General features: G+C 72.4%; 13 protein-coding genes. 5 read left to right on the top strand and 8 right to left on the bottom strand.

Going from position 1 to position 17,849, the window contains the following annotated elements; all coding sequences use genetic code 11:
* Positions 1-61: 61 nt before the first annotated feature.
* From ACF062_RS14455 to ACF062_RS14420, 8 genes are read right to left on the bottom strand one after another with little or no spacing between them, the layout of a single operon-like run.
* On the bottom strand, positions 62-1,084 hold the full coding sequence (locus ACF062_RS14455) for a beta-ketoacyl-ACP synthase III (protein ID WP_392138116.1): 1,023 nt from the start codon (positions 1,082-1,084) through the stop codon (positions 62-64).
* Complete coding sequence (locus ACF062_RS14450; protein ID WP_392138115.1) at positions 1,081-2,064, bottom strand: VlmB-like protein; 984 nt, start codon at positions 2,062-2,064, stop codon at positions 1,081-1,083. Before ACF062_RS14450 ends, ACF062_RS14455 begins: the two co-directional genes overlap by 4 nt.
* Entirely contained in the window at positions 2,061-2,615 is a 555-nt protein-coding gene (locus tag ACF062_RS14445) for a flavin reductase family protein (RefSeq protein ID WP_392138113.1), read from the bottom strand. The genes ACF062_RS14450 and ACF062_RS14445 overlap by 4 nt, the downstream gene beginning before the upstream one ends.
* Positions 2,612-3,154, bottom strand: a complete 543-nt coding sequence (locus ACF062_RS14440; RefSeq protein ID WP_392138111.1) for a hypothetical protein — start codon at positions 3,152-3,154, stop codon at positions 2,612-2,614. Before ACF062_RS14440 ends, ACF062_RS14445 begins: the two co-directional genes overlap by 4 nt.
* Positions 3,155-3,175: 21 nt before the next feature.
* Positions 3,176-3,658 carry a type II toxin-antitoxin system RatA family toxin gene (locus ACF062_RS14435; RefSeq protein WP_223776541.1) on the bottom strand — a complete coding sequence of 161 codons (483 nt, stop codon included), beginning with the start codon at positions 3,656-3,658 and terminating at the stop codon, positions 3,176-3,178.
* Between the two features lie 2 nt (positions 3,659-3,660).
* Positions 3,661-4,980, bottom strand: a complete 1,320-nt coding sequence (locus ACF062_RS14430; protein WP_392138109.1) for an aspartate aminotransferase family protein — start codon at positions 4,978-4,980, stop codon at positions 3,661-3,663.
* Positions 4,981-5,022: 42 nt separating this feature from the next.
* A complete protein-coding gene (locus ACF062_RS14425; RefSeq protein WP_223776542.1) occupies positions 5,023-6,162 on the bottom strand; it encodes an acyl-CoA dehydrogenase family protein in 1,140 nt (379 codons plus the stop codon).
* Between the two features lie 36 nt (positions 6,163-6,198).
* A complete protein-coding gene (locus tag ACF062_RS14420) occupies positions 6,199-7,839 on the bottom strand; it encodes an aldehyde dehydrogenase (RefSeq protein ID WP_223776543.1) in 1,641 nt (546 codons plus the stop codon).
* A gap of 253 nt (positions 7,840-8,092) precedes the next feature.
* Here ACF062_RS14420 and ACF062_RS14415 point away from each other — a divergent pair, with 253 nt between their 5' ends.
* The 5 genes from ACF062_RS14415 to ACF062_RS14395 all read left to right on the top strand — a co-directional run bounded on the left by ACF062_RS14415 (position 8,093) and on the right by ACF062_RS14395 (position 17,834).
* On the top strand, positions 8,093-8,413 hold the full coding sequence (locus ACF062_RS14415) for an acyl carrier protein (protein WP_392138107.1): 321 nt from the start codon (positions 8,093-8,095) through the stop codon (positions 8,411-8,413).
* A 33-nt stretch (positions 8,414-8,446) separates the two neighbouring features.
* The gene (locus ACF062_RS14410; protein ID WP_392138105.1) at positions 8,447-14,188 is read left to right on the top strand and encodes an SDR family oxidoreductase; all 5,742 of its coding nucleotides are present in this window, start codon (positions 8,447-8,449) and stop codon (positions 14,186-14,188) included.
* Between the two features lie 88 nt (positions 14,189-14,276).
* Entirely contained in the window at positions 14,277-15,941 is a 1,665-nt protein-coding gene (locus tag ACF062_RS14405; protein WP_392138103.1) for a fatty acid--CoA ligase, read from the top strand.
* A gap of 64 nt (positions 15,942-16,005) precedes the next feature.
* Complete coding sequence (locus ACF062_RS14400) at positions 16,006-17,022, top strand: LLM class flavin-dependent oxidoreductase (protein WP_320590053.1); 1,017 nt, start codon at positions 16,006-16,008, stop codon at positions 17,020-17,022.
* A gap of 44 nt (positions 17,023-17,066) precedes the next feature.
* Positions 17,067-17,834 carry a thioesterase II family protein gene (locus ACF062_RS14395; RefSeq protein ID WP_392138863.1) on the top strand — a complete coding sequence of 256 codons (768 nt, stop codon included), beginning with the start codon at positions 17,067-17,069 and terminating at the stop codon, positions 17,832-17,834.
* Positions 17,835-17,849 lie beyond the last annotated feature (15 nt).

The following is a 17,849-nucleotide window of genomic DNA, read 5'->3' as shown; positions in this document are numbered from 1 at the left end:
AAGGCGTACGCACTGTGCGGCGTACGGGTCTTGAGGAGGTACCGCCGGGCGCCGGTGGGCGTCAGACGGACTGCACTTCGGGCCAGACGAGCGTCGTGGCCCCCCAGGAGAGCCCGCCGCCGAACGCGGTGAGCAGCACCCGGTGCCCGGCGTCGAGCCGGCCGTCGGCCGCGGACTGGGACAGGAGCAGCGGGAGCGAGGCGGCGCCGGTGTTGCCGACCTGCTCGATGTTGCTGAGCTGCCGCTCGGCGGGGATGCCGAGGCGTTCCGCGACCGAGTCGAGGATGCGGGCGTTGGCCTGGTGGGCCGCGAACCGGTCCACGTCGTCCAGGCGCCAGCCGGACCGCTCCGCCGCCTCCCGGGAGGTGGCGGTCATCCGCTCCACCGCGTGCCGGTAGGTGTCGCGGCCGAGCATCCGGAAGTACTGGTCGCCGGGCTCGCCCGGGGTGCCCGACGAACGCTGCCGGGAGCCGCCGGCCGGCACCTCGATGAGATGGCTCAGCTCGCCGTCGCTGCCGAGCACCAGCGGCCCCACCGCGCCCGGCTCACCGGCGTCCCCGGCCCGCAGGACCACGGCCCCCGCGCCGTCCGCGAAGATCACCGCGGTGGTGCGGTCCTCGGGGTTGACGATGGTGGTGAACGCGTCGGCCGCCACGAGCAGCACCCGCTCGGCCATCCCCGAGGCGATGAGCCCCGAGGCGCTGGCGAGCCCGTAGAGGAAGCCGGAGCAGACGGCGGCGACGTCGAACGCCGCGACGTGGCCGAGGCCGAGCCGGGCGGCCACCGTCGGCGCGGTCGCCGGACACGGCTGGTCGGGGGTGGTGGTGGCCAGGACGACGGCGTCCACCTGCTCGGTGCTGGCCGATTTCAGGGCGCGCTGGCCGGCCTCCACCGCCAGGTCGGAGGTGGCGGTGCCCGGCGAGACCATGTACCGCTCGGCGATCCCGGTGCGGGAGCGGATCCACGCGTCCGAGGTGTCGAGGCGCTGCGAGAGCTCGTCGTTGGTCACCTTGTTCGGCGGCACGTACGAGCCGATGCCGCAGACCACCGCCGACCGGCCCGGCGGCGGGGCCGCGCCGCTCATGCGCCCGGCCCCGCGCTGCTGAGGACCTCCACGGGCAGCCCCATGTAGGCCATGCGGGACTCGGCCATCTCGTCGGTCCACTGCTCGGCCATGTCGTAGCGCTGCTCGGGGGTGGTGTCGAGCATCCGTACGCCGGGCCAGATCTCGTAGTCGCCGATTCTGTCCGCGTGGTCGGCCATGCCCTTCTGGAACAGCTCCTCGCGGTGGATGACGAACTCCCGGTCGGGGATCTCGTCCCACAGCTTCACCCCGGCCCGCAGGATCTCCATCAGGCGCGGGCGGTACTCGGGGTGGGCCACGACGTGGTCGCGCAGGATGGTGCTGGCCACGGTGAGGTGGCGGATCTCGTCGATGGCGGTGCCGCGCGAGATCTCCCCGGTGGCCGGGGACAGCGGCGTCCACTTGCGCTCGCTCAGCTCGGCGGCCGGGGCGAGCACGCCCTCGATGACGATGGCGAAGACGGCGACGCCGCCGGCGAAGTCGGCCTGGTCCCGCACGATGTCGAGGGTGAAGTCGACGACCGGGTCCAGGACCCGCTTGCGGTAGTCCGCGGCCATCTCGTCGATGTCCTTGAGGAGGGTGTCCGCGGGGTGCCCGAGCTCCACCAGGTGATTGCGGAAGACGCGGGCGTGCCGGGCCTCGTCGATGAGCTGGGTGGCGTAGAACTCCATCTCGGGCACGCCGGGCGCGAGCGCCACGTAGTGACCGAGGAGGCGCGTGGCGATCTCCTCGGAGAGGCCGCGGAACCCGAACTCCAGGACCAGGGCGTCACGCAGCGGCCCGGGCGCCTTCAGGAAGTCGGGGACCGTCGCGTTCGCGTGGTGCCCGGTCTCGCCGCGGTCGCGCAGGGTGCCCTGGGCGACGGAGGTGAACCAGTAGGCGAGGTCGCAGTCGTCGGGCCCGAGGGTGAGTTCCTTCGCGCCGTCGAGCAGGCCGGGTGCCTTGTCCCAGTCGGCCTCGGGGGCCACAGAACCGGTCATGATGCCGATGTCTCCTTCGTGGTGCGGGCGGGATGCAGGGCGCCGGTGACCAGGCCGCCCGCGTAGCTGAACAGCGGCGGGCCGCTCTCGGCGGTGGCGCGCACGACGTAGCCGAGCAGCACCTCGCCGTCGCCCGCGCGGTGCGAGGAGTGGAGCCGGCAGGAGTAGTGGGCGAGCGCGCCGGTCAGCCGCGGGGCGCCGGCGTAGGAGTCCGCCGTCCACGGCATGCCGTCGAACTGCGCGCTGCCGTCGGGGCGGTCGCTGTCCGCGAACCAGCGCGCCAGGCCGCCCTGTCCGCCGTCCAGCACGTTGACGACGAAGCGCCCCTCGGCCGCCGCGAGCCGCGCGAACGACGAGCCGGGCCGCAGCGCGACCCCGATGAGCAGCGGTTCGCGCGAGACCAGGGTGACCGTGCTCGCGGTGGTGCCGTGCAGCTGACCGGCGTGGCCGACGGTCAGCACCGACACCGGCGAGGCCAGGTGGTACAGCGCCCGGCGGCGCTCCGCCGGGTCCTGGCGCACCGGGCGGCGCAGCGTGGTGAGCGTGCTCATCGCAGGGCCTCCTCACGGGCCCGTGCCGCGGGCCGCGGCAGCTTGACGACGTGTCCGACCGGCTCCGGGTCGTGGGCGTGGCCGGCCGGCTTGGGGTGGGCGATGCCGAGGTCGTCCAGGAGCCGCAGATAGCCGCTCTGGCGCACCGGCTCGAAGGGCAGCGCGAAGGACTTCATGAAGTTGCCGAAGAGGCCCCGGTCGCCGAAGAGGTGGAAGGGCAGCACGAGCAGCGCCCACTCGGGACCGATCAGCCAGCACCACAGCGCGGCCACCGCGGCCTGTGTGATGAGGCTGTGCATCACGTTGTAGAGGACGTAGTAGACCTTGGAGATCGGCTTCCCGCCGCTGCGCTTGAAGGCGATGGCGCCGGGGATGTAGCCGATCAGGTCGATGTAGAGGAAGAGCGCGACCGCCGGGATCCAGCGGATCTCGCCGATGTGCGCGATGAGCAGCCCGGTGGTGACCGCGAAGCCCACCAGGTACTCGGCGCGGTGCAGGGAGAACGTCTTCGGTGTCTCGAAGGGATTGGCCTGGTCCATGGTCAGCTCCTGGCAGAGGTCTCAGGCGCCGACGGCGGCGGGCTCGGAGAGCTCGATGCCGCCCGCTATGCGCGTGCCGGGGAACAGGCCGGTCAGCGACCAGGCGACGGTCTCCTTGATGACCCGCTCGGCGATCGGGTCGAGGATGCCCTCCAGGCTCGGGATGCCGAAGTCGAAGTCGGCGTCGAAGCGGACCGCGACGTCGTCACCGGCCTGCGTCAGCGCCCAGGTGCCGGTGAACGAGTCGAAGTCGCCGTCGGACTGCTCGAAGCGGATCTCACCCTCCTCCGGCAGGAAGACGTCGTCCTCGGTCCAGCGCAGCAGGCCGCTGCGGAAGTGCAGCTCCCAGCTCGAACTGCACTTGGCCTCGGGCAGGGTGGCGTGCACCGTGGTGGAGTTCACGTGGGGCGCCAGGTCCGGGTACTTCTCCCAGCGCATCACGGCGTCGAAGACCGTGGAGACCTGCTCCGCGGGGACCACTGCTTCCAGTTCTACGTGCCGCACGATCAGTTACCGCCTTCCGGCATGGTGGCCGCACCGCTGACGAGGTCGCGGGTGGCCAGGTCGAAGGAGTTGAGGAGGAACTCCACATCGGTGTCGCTGAGGACGGCGGGCGGCGTGAACCGCACCACCGAGCTGCCGTTCATGGAGTGGTTGGCGACCACGCCGTGGTTGAAGAGCTCGATCAGCAGCTCGCCGGCGAGACCCGCCTCGACGAGCTCCACGCCGATGAGCAGGCCCTGCCCGCGCACGTCGACGACGAGTTCGGGGATGTTGCGGTACGCGATCTCGGCGATCCGCGGCAGCAGCGCGGCGCCCAGGTCGGTGGCCCGGGTGACCAGGCGGTCCTCCTTCATGGCCCGCACCGCGCCCTGCACCGCGGCCATCAGGACGGGCTGTCCCGAGAACGTGGCGGTGTGGACGTAGGGGTCCTTGTCGAAGGGGCGGAACGCCTTGCGGGTGGCGATGGCCGCGGAGACCGGGAGCACGCCGCCGCCGAGCGCCTTGCCGGCGAGCAGGACGTCGGGGCGTACGTCCTCGAAGTCGGCGCCCCACCACTCGCCGAGGCGGCCGAAGCCGGACTGGATCTCGTCCAGGATCAGGAAGCCGTCGTGCTCGCGGACCAGTTCCTCGACGCGCCTGAGATAGCCCTTGGGCGGGATGATGACGCCGCCCTCGCCCTGGACGGGCTCCAGGATGACGCACGTCTCGCCGGGGTGGGCGGCGAGCTCCGCCGCCAGGGCGTCGGCGTCACCGAACGGCAGGTGGTGGAAGTCGGGGATCAGCGGCCGGAACGGCTTCTGGTAGACCTCCTTCGCGGTGGCGGAGAGGGCACCGAGGGTCTTGCCGTGGTAGCCGCCCCGCATGGAGACGGTGCGCTTGAAGCCACCGGCGCGGGCCAGCTTCAGGCCGGTCTCCACGGCCTCGGCGCCCGAGAGGCCGAAGTGCACGCGGTCCAGGCCCTGCGGCATGACGGAGACCAGGGCCTCGGCGGCGCGGGCCACCGTCGGTTCGAGGAGGATGCGGGTGGCGGTGGGGTGCGTACGGAGCTGGCGCTCCACCTCCTCCATCACGATGGGGTGGCGGGCGCCCATGATGAACACGCCGTAGCCGCCCGCGTTGAGGAAGCGCTCCCCGTCGCTCGTGGTGAGCCAGGCGCCTTCGGAGGCCACCTCCATGTGGCTGCCGAACAGCTCGGCGAGGGTGGCCCGGCCCTTGCTCAGGTGGGCACGGTACAGCCCGAGGACCTCCGCCTCGGTGTCGGCCACGGAGGCCGCGGGGGCCGCGCCTGCCGCGGAAGCCGGGTTTTCCTGGATTACGGTCACGGATCTCTCACTCCAAAGAAGCGGTGCGGTCGAAGGCGGCGGTCAGGCGAGGACCAGCGGGCCCCCGTCGAAGTAGCGCAGGAGCGGCTCGGCGGCGGCGCCCCGGCCCGGCGGGTGGAAGGCGAGCGCGGTGGACGCGGCCGCCGCCTGGGCGTGGCCGGAGGAACGGATGAAGTCCAGGCCGCCGAGGAGCTCCAGGGAGCGGGCGGTGACGCGGGGCAGCGCGTTCTGCACGGCGTAGCGGGCGACGAGCACCCGGGCCACCGACGCCTCGTCGCCCGGCTCGGGGCCGATCGCGCGGGCCACGCCTTCGAGCAGCGCGAGGGCGGCCTCCAGTTCGACCGCGAGGGCGGCCCGCTCCTGGATGCTGCCGCGCTCCCGCTCCTGGACCTGCTCGACCAGGGCCGCGGCGCCGCCCAGGTACCCGGCGGTGATGAGCATCTCGAACCAGACGAACCCGGCCGTCTGGAGGTCGTCCAGGCGGCGCGGATCGTCCGCCCCGGCGCGGACGACCATGTCCTTGGGGACGAAGACGTCCTCCAGTCGCACCTCGTCGCTCTCGGCGCCGGCCAGCAGATCGTTGCCCCAGAAGGGGTGGACGGTCAGGCCGGGCGCGTCGGAGGGCACCAGGGCGAGCGCCAGCTCGGGGTCGCCCTCCAGGCCGTGGATGGCGATGCTCGCGGTCAGCATGCTCATCGACGCGGACAGGCTGCACGGCTTCTTGGAGCCCGACAGGAGGTAGCCGCCCTCGACCGGACGGGCGGTCACCGAGGGGGTGAGGATGTTCTGCTCGGTGCGGCCCTCGGCCCAGCCGGAGGCCATCACCAGCTGGTCCGGGACGACGCGGCGCAGCAGGTCGCTCTGCGCGTCGGTGAGCCGGCCCTCGGCGACGGCCAGCGAGTAGAGCATGGCGACGGTGAAGTGGTGCATGGACACGGCCGCGACGAGGGACGGCGAGAGGGAGCCGAGGGCCAGCTGGGTGTGGAGCGCGTCCAGCGGTTCGGCGCCGTGACCGCCGTACTCCTCGGGTATCAGCAGGCCGACCCCGCCGTGGATGCGGAAGAGGTCGATGATCGGGCTGCCGGGTTTCTCCCGCTCGGCGTAGGGGATCTGCTCCAGTTCCTTGAGCAGACCGGGGTGGTAGCGCTCGCAGACGGCCCGAGCGGCATCGAGGGAACGCACGTCACAACCTCCGTGGGTCGGGTGGGATGGGTGCCGTCAGTCGTCGAAGGCGCCGAAGACCGCGTCGTAGGGGCTGACGTCGCGCGCGATGCTGACGCCCTGCACGTGGGAGGTCTTGAGCATCGGGTAGTTGGCCTCGCCGAAGGCCCCGCCGGTGCGGCCGGTGCCGCCGTGGCTCGGCAGGTACGGCAGGAACCCGATGTGGGAGTCGTTGACCTTCAGCAGACCGCCGTTGACGACGCGCCGCACGAAGGTGTCGATGACGTGGTCGGAGCGCGACCAGAGGGAGTTGCGCAGCCCGTACTCGTTGGAGTTGACGAACCTGAGGAAGTCCTCCAGGAGGGCGTCGTCGTTGTCCGCCTCCGGCACGATGACGGGGATCAGCGGGAAGAACGTCTCCTCGCGTACGACGTCGTAGGTGCGGGCCCGGTCCAGGCCGTCGACGCGGACGACGGTGGGCTGGAGGAAGACACCCGTCTCGGAGGGCGTGCCGTCGAGCTCGGTGCGGTTGCCGCCGGTGACGAGCTCCGCGCCGTTGTCCAGGGCCTGGCGGAGGAGCCGGAAGAAGCGTTCGCTGCGGCGCACCGGCGAGAGCAGGACGTCCTCCTCCTCGGGGAAGCCCGGCTTGATGGCCTTGACCTGCTCCTTGACCTCGGCGATGAGCTGGTCGGCGACGGCCGGGTGCACCAGGACGTAGTTGGGCACCATGCAGATCTGGCCGGAGCCGAAGAACGACTCGGTGATGGCCTCGGCCGCCCACTTCACGTCGGCGTCCTTCCACACCACGATGCCGTCGTTGCCCGCGAGTTCGAGGATCGGCTTCTTGCCGTTGGCGACGCAGGCCTGCTCGAAGCGCAGGCCCTCCTGGCTGCCGCCGATGTAGAAGATGTCGTTGATCAGCGGGTCGGCGACCCAGCGGTCCAGGGTCTGCTTGGGGTTGGAGCACACCGCGTTCAGGACGCCCGGCGGGGCGTCGAACTCCTCCAGGAGCGGGGCCACGATGTCCCGCAGCAGCCACATGGTGGACAGCGCGATGCTGCGCGGCGCCCGCACCACGACGGCGTTGCCGGCCATCAGGGCGAGGACGGAGAGCGCGGCGCTCGGCAGCGGGGCGTTCTGCGGCGGGTTGAAGGCGACCACGCCGTCCGGCTGGCGCTGGAGGATCAGCTTGCGGCCGCCGTACTCCTTCTCGACGCGCATCTGCTTCGTGTACCAGCGCAGGCTGCCGGGGGCGTAGATCTGGAGCAGGCAGCTCAGCTCCCAGCGGGCCAGCTTCACCGGGTGCGACTCGGCGACCAGCATCTCCAGGAACTCGTCCTGGTGCTTGATGAGTTCCTCGCGGAAGCGGGTGCCGAGCCGCATCCGCCGCTCCTGCGGGACGGCCGCCCAGTCCGGGGCCGCCGCGGCGGCCGCCTGCGTGGCCAGGTCGATGGCGGAGTCGTCGGCGATCGCGCAACGCCCCACCACATAGGGGTGGTTCGCCGCGTCGGATTCGGGGTCCTGTTCCAGCGTGCGCTTGAGGCTCACGCTGGTGAAGACGTCTTCCAGCAGGGAGCGCCCGCTGACGGTGTAGACCCACCCGTCACCCGCGACGTCCTTGCCCGCGATGTAGAGGTCATAGCTCTTGAGTCCGGAACGTGCCGGAGCACTTTCCTCCTGTATGGCGCCGCGCAGCATTATCAGCCTTTCGGGGTGGGGGTTCTCCGAGTGGATTCCGATCTGGTCAGCTCTTGTTTCGAAGCATCTCGATCGTGGCAGCAGGATCTGACCTGCCGCTGACGCCGTACTGATTGCGGCTTCCGCGCTGTTTGAGCCAACCCTGTGTCCGGTCTTCGGAAGAAAGACTGAGTGGCGTATGCATGGGGTACGCGCGCGACGTCAGTGAGGCGTCAGCCGTCATTGATTTCATGGCTCCATGTCTCCCGTACACATGACACTTCAGCAATTCCGGGAACTGCCCCGGCCGGAACTCGCGGAAGAAATGGAGCGGCTCCTCGTCAGTCAGTTCAGGGCGAGCCTGCTCATGGACGAGACCGAGGAACTCCCGCTGGACATCAGCTACTTCGACCTCGGTCTCACCTCGCTGAAGCTGACGCAGATGAGGCAGACCCTCGAAGGCATCCTGGAACTCTCCATCAACGCCAACGTGCTCTTCAACGAGCCCACGGTCGGCCGGCTCCTCGACTATCTCGTCGACGCGGTGACCGATCCGGCGCGTGTCGCGACCGGCGCGATACCCGGCAGCAACTGATCCACCAGGGACCGGACGACAAGGAGACGCTCAATGCCGCACGAGGAATCAGAGAACAACCAGGTGTCCGGCCGGGCGCCCGAACCGATCGCGATCGTCGGCGTCGGCCTGCGATTCCCCGGCGGCAGCAATTCGCTCGATGAATTCGACGCCTTTTTGCGCGAGGGGCGCTCCGGCATCGGGCCCATTCCGGGCGACCGGTGGGACGTCGACGCCTTCACGCCGCAGGGCCCGGACGACAAGGGCAAGATCCACACCACGTCCGGCGGATTCCTCGACCGCATCGACCGGTTCGACGCGGCCTTCTTCAACATCTCCCCGAAGGAAGCGCAGTACATGGATCCCCAGCAGCGCATGCTGCTGGAGACCGCCTGGCAGGCCCTGGAGCACGCCAACATCGACCCCACGCCGCTGCGCCGCGGCAACGGCGGCGTCTACATCGGCGCCAGCTCCATCGACTACGCCCTGGAGCTGGACTCCCTGCCGTACGAGGAACTGGACGGCCTGCTCGCCTCCGGCATCACCATGTTCCCGCTGTCGGGCCGCCTGTCGTACTTCCTCGGCTGGCGCGGCCCGAGCATGAGCATCGACACCGCGTGCTCGTCGTCGCTCGCCGCCCTGCACGTCGCCGTCCAGGGGCTGCGCGCCGGCGAGACCGACATCGCGCTGTGCGGCGGCGTCAACGCCCTGCACCACCCACGCATCCCCGTGATGTTCTCCAACGCGCAGATGCTCTCCCCCGACGGGCAGTGCAAGACCTTCGACGAGTCCGCCGACGGCTACGCCCGCGCCGAGGGCTGCGGCATCCTCGTACTCAAGCGCCTCACGGACGCCACCCGCGACGGCGACACCGTCCTCGCCCTGGTCAAGGGCACCGCCGTCGGCCAGGACGGCGACAGCGCGGGCCTGACCGTGCCGAACGGCCCCGCCCAGGAGAAGGTCATCCGCAGTGCGCTCGCCGCCGCCGCGCTGGCCCCGGAGGACATCCAGTACGTGGAGGCGCACGGCACCGGCACCCCGCTCGGCGACCCCATCGAGTTCGGCGCCATCGGCGACACCTTCGCCGACTCGCACACCAAGAGCGACCCGCTGCTCGTCGGCTCCGTGAAGACCAACCTCGGCCACATGGAGCCCGCCTCCGGCATCGTCGGCGTCATCAAGGCGGTCCTCCAGATCAGGTCCGCCACGATCTACCCGCACCTCAACCTCGACACCCCCTCCGGCCGCATCCCCTGGGACCTGTACCCGGTGCGCGTGCCCACGGCCCGCGAGCCGTGGAAGGCGCCGGTGCGGCGCGCGGTCGTCAACAGCTTCGGCTTCGCGGGCACGATCGGCGCGGTCGTCCTGGAGCAGCCCCCGGCGGCGGCGACGGATGGCGCCGCCGCGCCCGGCGAGGCGCCCGCGACCCCCATGTTCACGCTCTCCGCCAAGACGGCCGCCGCCCTCGGCGAACAGGTCGAGAACTACCGGAAGCTGCTCGACGCGGACCCCGCCCCGCCGGTCGACGCGCTCTGCTACACCGGCAACGTCGCCCGCACCCACCACCCGTACCGCCTCGCGGGCCCGGCCGCCGACCGCGCCGCCCTCACCAAGCTCCTTGACAAGGCCGCGGACCGCGACCACCAGGGCCCCGCCGGCATCCGCAAGGTCGCCTTCATGTTCAGCGGGCAGGGCTCGCAGTACGCGGGCATGGGCGCCCATCTGTACGAGGGCTTCCCGGTCTTCCGCCGCCACGTCGACGAGTGCGACCGGCTGTTCACCGCCGTACTGGGCCGCTCCATACGGGACTTGGTCATCGGCACGGCCGAGGACCCCGAGTCGATCGACCGCACCGAGTACACCCAGCCCGCCCTGTTCACCCTGGAGTACGCGCTCGCCCAGCTGTGGATGTCCTGGGGAGTGCGCCCCAACGTGCTGATCGGGCACAGCATCGGCGAGGCCGCGGCCGCCGCCGTCGCCGGGCTCTTCAGCCTCCCCGACGCCGTGACGCTGGTGGCCGCCCGCGCCCGCCTCATGCAGGCCGTGCGCGCGAAGGGCGGCATGGCCGCGGTCGCCGCCCCCGCCGAGGACGTCCTGCCGCTCCTCGAAGCCCATCCGGACCTGGCGCTCGCCGCGGCCAACGCCCCCGACCAGTGCGTGATCTCGGGCGGCGCCGAGGCGCTCGCGCAGGTCACCGCCGAACTGGCCGGGCAGGGCCTGCGCGTCGACCGGCTGGCCGTGTCGCACGCCTTCCACTCGCCGCTCATGGCCGAGGTGTACGACGACTTCCGCGCCGCCCTGGACGCCATCACCTTCCACGAGCCGGCCATCAGCCTGATCTCCAACGTCACCGGCAAGCTCGCGCGGTTCGCCGAGATCGGCACCGCCGACTACTGGGTGCGGCACATCGGCCAACCCGTGCAGTTCCTCGCCGGTATCCGAGCGGTCGCCAGGCGCGGGCGCCACGCCCTCGTCGAGATCGGCCCCTCCACCGCGCTCACCGCCCTCGCCCAGCGCTCGCTGCCCGTCCAGGACCATTTGTGGCTGGCCAGCCTGCACCGCCGCGACCGGGGCGGCGACACCACGCTGCGTGCGCTCGCCGAGTACTACACCGCCGGTCTGCCCGTCTCCTGGTCCGGCTACCACGAGGGCCGCGCCGTCCCGGCCAAGGTCGCGCTGCCCACCTACGCCTTCCAGCGCAAGCGCTACTGGCTGCCCTCCGCCACCCCGCGCAGGGGCGGCGCCCAGGGCGGCGCGGCGCACCACCCGCTGCTCGGCACGGAGGTCGCGTGCGAGGGCGCCGTACGCGAGTTCACCGCGGAGTTCACCGTCGAGGAGCTCGGCGCCCTCGCCGACTTCGCCGACGGCGACCGTACGACGCTGCCCGCCGGCGCCTATGTCGACCTGCTGCTCGCGCTCCAGGACGCCGTCCACGGCCACACCCGCGCCGCCGTCCGCGAACTGCGTCTTGGCGAGCCCCTCACCCTGAAGGCCGAGACGCCCCGCACGCTGACCACCCGGCTGCGGCCGCGCCCGGACGGCGGCGCCGACGTGACGGTCCTGACCGCCGCGGAGAAGGACGGCGGCGGCGAGCGGGAGGAGCGGGTGCACGCGAGCGCCGTGCTCACCGCCGGGCCGGAGCAGTCCGTGGAACTCACCGAGCCGGAGCTCACCGGCATCGTGCCCGGCCCCGCCACCCTGGAGAGCGACGCCGAGGACCTCTACACCGACCTCGCGTCGGTGGGCCGCCCGCACGGCCCGCGCGCCCGCGCCCTGGCCGCGGCGGCACGTCACCAAGGCGGCGTGTTCACCGCCGAGTTGGAGTGCGGCGGCACCACCGCCGTCGAGCAGGTGCCCGCCGGGCTGATCGAGGCCGCGCTGGAGGCCGCCGTCGCCCTCGACCCCGAGGGCCCGGTCTTCCTGCCCCGGCGGATCGCGTCCGTACGCCACTTCAAGAAGCCCCGGGGCGAGCGCCTGAAGGTCGTCGCCCGCGTCGCCACGGAACAGGACAGGCGCCTCGCCGACATCCTCGTCCTGGAGAACGGCAACCCCGTCCTCGAACTCGGCGGGGTCACCCTGGCCCGCCCCGAAGGCCCCGCGGGGCAGCGGCAGTTCCTGCACCGCTCCGAGTGGGTGCGCCGCGCCCTGCCCGCCGTCGCCTCGGGCACCGCCCCCCGCCACGTCCTGCTCCTCGGCCGCCCCGAAGTCGCCGGTACCTCCGAAGGCGCCGAGGCCACCGGCGGCGACGGTCTGCGGGTCACGCCGGTCGCGGACCCCGCCACGCTCAAGACCGCCCTGGAGGACACCTCCGTCACCGACGTCTGCTGGAGCTGGCGGCCGCTGCCCGGCGCCATGTCCGCCGCGTTGTACCGCGCCGAGTGCGAGCACAACTACCGTGACCTTCTCGCCCTGCTGACGGCCCTGGACGCCGCCGCGCAGCAGCGCCCGCCCCGGCTCTGGCTGGTCACCGAGGGGGCCCAGAAGCTGCCCGGCGACCGGCCCGGCGACGGCGCCCACCTCGGCGCCGCGACCCTGTGGGGCTTCGGCCGGGTCCTGCTCACCGAGTCCCCGCAGTACCGCGCGACGCTGGTCGACATCGAGCCCGGCGGTGACCTGACGGCGCTCCTCGACGAGTTCCGCGCCGAGGCACCCGGTGAGTTCCAGGTCGCGCACCGCACCGGCACGCGCCACGTCCGCAGGCTGCTGCCCGGCGACGCCACCCGCACCTGGCCCGGCGGCTTCGCCCTGCGCACCCCCGGCTCCGGGGACCTCTCCGACCTCTCCCTCGCGCCCGTCGAGGACCGCGCGCCCGCGGCCGGTGAGGTCCAGGTGCGGGTCGCCTCGGTCGCCCTCACCGCCGAGGACGCCCGGACCGCCCTGGACGGCGAACAGTCCGGCGGGGCCGGTCCCGTGCTCGGCTCACTGGCCGCGGGCACGGTCGTCGCGGCGGGCGCCGAGGCCGCGTTCACCGCGGGTGACGAGGTGTACGTACGCCATGACGGCGCCCTGCGCGCCACCCTCACCGTCCCGGCCACCGCCGTGGCGCTCGCCCCCGGCGCGGCGCGCGGCACGGCGCGGGGCGGCTCCCCGGCCTTCCGCCTGGAGGAGATCGGCGAGGCGCTGCGCACCGCCGCCTGCGGCTCCCGCGCCGAGGTGTGGGTGGACGTGCCCGGCGGCCCGGAGACGGCGCCCGCGCCGGTCCGCGTCCGCCCGGACCGCACCTACCTCGTCACCGGTGGCCTCGGCGGCCTCGGCCTGGTCACCGCCCGCAAGCTGGTCGAGCTCGGCGCACGGCACCTGACCCTGGTCAGCCGTGGCGGCCGGGCCACCGAAGAGGCCGCGCCGGTCCTCGCGGAGCTGTCCGAGCGGGCGGAGGTCGCCGTCGTACGGGCCGATGTGAGCGACGCCGAGGACGTGCGGCGCCTGGCCGCCGAACTCGCGGCGGGACCTCACCCCGTCGGCGGCCTCGTGCACGCCGCCGGTTCCTTCGACAAGAAGCTGATCGCCGAGCTGACCTGGGAGTCGATCGACGCCCAGCTCGCCCCGAAGGCGTACGGCGCCTGGCTGCTCCACGAGGCCGCCGAGGAGCACTTCCCCGAGCTGGAGTTCTTCGTGACGTACTCCTCGATCGCCGCCGTCCTCGGCGGCGCGACGCAGGGGCACTACGCCGCCGCGAGCGCCGGGCTCGACAGCCTCGCCGAGTGGCGCGGCCTCAAGGGCCTGCCCGGCCTCTCGGTCAACTGGGGCGCCTGGGCCAGGGTCGGCATGTCCGCCCGGCTGGATGAGCAGCTGGCCCAGGAGATCGACCGCAGCGGTGTCCGCTTCTTCTCGCCGACCAGGGCGCTGGACACCCTGGCCAGGCTCTGGCACCGGGCCGGCAGCCGCCGGGTGGTGGGGGAGTTCGACTGGGGCCGCTATGTGTCGGGCGGTGTCGTGGACGACGCCTTCTACGACCGGCTCGCCCGGCAGGACCAGGGCGGCGACGGCGGCACCGGCCTCGACCTCGCCGCGCTGAGCGCACTGCCGAAGCCGGAACGCACGGCCCTGATCGCCTCGGCCGTGCGCGAACAGGTCGCCGACGCCCTGCACATGGACGCCGAGGACGACCTCGACCCGAACGCCGAGTTCGTCTCGCTCGGCCTGGACTCGCTGATGGCCCAGACCGTCAAGGGCGGCCTGGAGTCGCTGTTCCGGCTGCCGCTGCCCGCCTCGCTGACCTTCGACCACCCGACGGTCCGCCGGCTCACGGAGTTCCTCGACGGACGCCTGGCCCCGGCCACCCAGCAGCACCCCTGACCGTCCCCGTACGACAGCAGCCACCCCCCACGGCATCCACTCACCTCACGACACCCACCGAGATGTCCCACGCAGCGGGGAGACCACAGTGAGAGACCACACCACCAGCGGCTGGACGCTGACCCGGAGCTCCAGGGTCCACGCGGGCGCCCGGCCCGAGCACGCGGCGATCATCTGCGAGGACCGCACGACGACGTACGGGAAGCTGCACCGGGACAGCAACCGCGCGGCCCACGCCCTGCGCGACGTCGGGATCGGACACGGTGACCGCGTCGCCTACCTGGGCCGCGAATCGGAGAACTACTACCTCACGATCCTCGCCTGCGCGAAGGCCGGCGCCGTCCTCGTCCCCGTCAACTGGCGCCTGACCGGCGCCGAGGTCGACCACATCCTGCGGGACTCGGGCGCCGTACTGCTCTTCGTCGACGACGAATTCTGGGAGACGGCGGACCGCGTCAAGCCGCAGCTTCCGCTGCTGCGCACCGTCGTCCGCGTCGACGGAACCGACAGCGAGGGCGAACCGGCCCGCGGCACCGGGCTGCCCGCCTGGTACGCCAACCACCCCGCCACCGACCTGGAACCGGGCACCGGCCCCGACGACGCCGTCGTGCAGATCTACACCAGCGGCACCACCGGCCTGCCCAAGGGCGCCGTCCTCGCCCACCGCAGCTTCTTCACGCTGCCCGCCGCGATGCGCGAGCACGGCGCCAACTGGCTCGACTGGCTGCCGGACGACGTCAGCCTGATCTCGCTGCCGGGCTTCGGCATCGCGGGCATCGGCTGGTTCATGCACACCTTCAACGCCGGTGGCACCAGCGTGGTGATGCCGCAGTTCATCCCGCAGGAGGCGGTGCGGCTGATCCGGGAGCACGGCGTCACGATCACCTTCGCGGCGCCCGCCATGCTCCAGATGATGATGGCCGAGCGCGACGCGGGCCCCGCCGCGTTCACCTCGATGCGCAAGATCGCCTATGGGGCCGCGCCGATGTCCCCGACGCTGCTCGAACGCTGCCTGGAGGTTTTCGGCTGCGAGTTCGCCCAGATCTACGCCAGCACGGAGACCGGCAGCGTCGCGGTGTGCCTGCCGCCCGAGGCGCACCGCCCCGGCACCCGCCTCCTGACGTCGGTCGGCAGGCCCTGCCCCGGCAACGAGGTAAAGGTCATCGGCCCGGACGGCGAGACACTGCCGCCCGGTGAGACCGGCCAGATATGCGTACGCACCCCCTCACGGATGCTCGGCTACTGGAACCTCCCCGAGGCCACCGAGCGGACCCTGGTGGGGGAGTGGCTGCACATGGGCGACGCCGGCTACCTCGACGAGGACGGCTACGTCCACCTCCGGGACCGCATGAACGACACGATCATCGTGGCCGGGCAGAACATCTACCCCGCCGAGGTCGAGAAGGCGCTCGCCGCGCACCCGGCCGTCGCCGACGCCGCCGTGGTCGGAGTGCCCGACCCGCACTGGGGCGAGGCGGTGCACGCCGTCGTCGTCCTGCGGCCCGGCGCCACCGTCAAACCCCGCGAACTCCTCGTCGCCCTCCGCGGCCACCTCGCCGACTACAAGATCCCGAGCAACTTCCACTTCGCCGACGACCTGCCGCGCAACCCCTCGGGGAAGATCCTGCGCCGCGCCGTACGGGAGCGGCTGACCGCCGAGGCCCCCGCGCCGGCCGAGCGCCTCACGCTTCCCCTCCAGCGCCGCACCTCGGCCAAGGCGGCCTCCCTGCCGCCGCAGAGACAGCCCATCTGACGCGTACGCCCCGTCAGCGCACCGCAGCCACAGCAACCTCCGCCACACGAAACGGAGTACCCCCATGCAGTCCTTAGCCGCCGGGCCCCTTCGCATCGGCATCCTGCTGCCCACCCGGGAGCAGGCCATCAACGGCACCTACGCCGCCGCCCCGCTGCTCGACTTCGCCCGGCAGGCCGAGGCGCTCGGCTTTGACTCGCTGTGGGCGGGGGACTCGCTGACCGCCCGGCCGCGCCTGGACCCCCTCGTCGTGCTCTCCGCGGCCGCCGCGGCCACCGAGCGGATCACCGTCGGCACGGCCGCGTTCACCCCCGCCCTGCGCCACCCGCTGATCGGCGCCCACATGATCGCGAGCCTCGACCACGTGGCCGCGGGACGGCTGGTCCTCGGGCTCGGCTCCGGCTTCCCGATGCCCGAGACGGAGGAGGAGTTCGCCTCGGTCGGCGCCTCCTTCGCCGGACGGGTGGGACGGCTGGACGAGATCACCGCCCTGTGGCGCACCGCCTGGCGCTCCGGCGAAGAGGGCCGGCCCTGCGACTTCGAGGGCAGGTTCTGGCAGGCCGACCGCCTGGAGCGGCTGCCGAAGCCGGCCACGCCCGGCGGTCCGCCGCTCTGGCTGGCCGGCAGCGACACCCCGAAGGTGCTCGCCAGGGTCGCCGAGAAGTACGACGGCTGGCTGCCGTTCCTGCCCGACGCCGAGGCGTACGGCAGGGCCCGCGCCCGCATCGCCGAACTCGCCGAGGCGGCGGGCCGCGCCCCGGACGCGGTCACCCCCGCGCTGTACGCGACGGTCACCGTCAACCGCGACGAGGCGGCGGCCAAGGCCGAGCTGGAGCACTACATCGAGCACTACTACGGGCGCTCCCTGGAGCAGATGTCGGCCATCCAGGCCTACGGCTGGGGCAGCGCCGAGAGCTGCGCCGAGTGGCTGGGCGCGTATGTGCGGGCCGGCGCCCGCCACCTGGTCATCCGCGTCGGATCGCTCGACCCGGAGCCGCAGCTGAAGGAGATCGCCGAGGTGCTGCTGCCCGCGGTACGCGCCATCGGGGAGCAGACAACCGTTGGGAGAGCACAGTCGTGACCACCGCCACCACCACCGCCACCACCGCGGTCCTCGGCCAGGACATGTCCGCCGCGGGGGAGTGGTTCCACCCCGCCGAGCCGTCCGAGGACGCCTCCGTACGGCTGTTCATGCTGCCGCACGCGGGCAGCGGCGCCATCATCTACCGCGACTGGGAGCGGCTGCTGCCCGCCGACATCGCCCCGCAGGCGGTGACGCTGCCCGGCCGCCACAACCGGCGCGAGGAGATGAGTTACGAGGACTGGGACCCGCTGCTCGACGCGCTCCACGAGGCCGTGCTCGACGACCTGGACGAGCGGCCCTTCGCGCTCTTCGGGCACTGCCTCGGCGCCCAGCTCGCGTTCCGGCTCACGATCCGCATGGAGGCCGAGAGCGGTCCCGCGCCGATCCTCGTCGGCATGTCCGGCTGGTCGCCCGAGGGCTTCTTCCAGCCGACGGAGGAGCAGAGCCGGATGCCGGACCCCGAACTGGTCGAGTGGATCAAGAAGTTGGGCTCGTTCCCCGCCGAGATCTACGACAACCCGGAGATGCTCGCCCTGGTCGTCCCCGCGCTCCGCGCCGACCTGCGGGTCGCCGCGCAGTACGTCGACGACGGCGCGGGCACCGCCTGCCCGCTGGTCTCCTACGGCGGCGCCTGTGACCCGCTGATGGAGAGCCCGGACGCCATGTCGCACTGGGCCGGGCGCAGCCCCCAGTACCTGGGCCACAGCGAGTACCCCGGCGGCCACTTCTACATCGACAGCCACGCCGAGGCCGTCACCACGCACTTCGCCCAGCGGCTGCGGCGGCTCGTCACCGCGTCCGCCCGCTGAACGAACGATTCAGGG

The organism is Streptomyces sp. NPDC015345 (assembly GCF_043078805.1).
In the GTDB taxonomy this organism is placed as follows: domain Bacteria; phylum Actinomycetota; class Actinomycetes; order Streptomycetales; family Streptomycetaceae; genus Streptomyces.
Note: the sequence above shows the minus strand (reverse complement) of the source record. Positions and strands in the feature narration are given on the sequence as shown.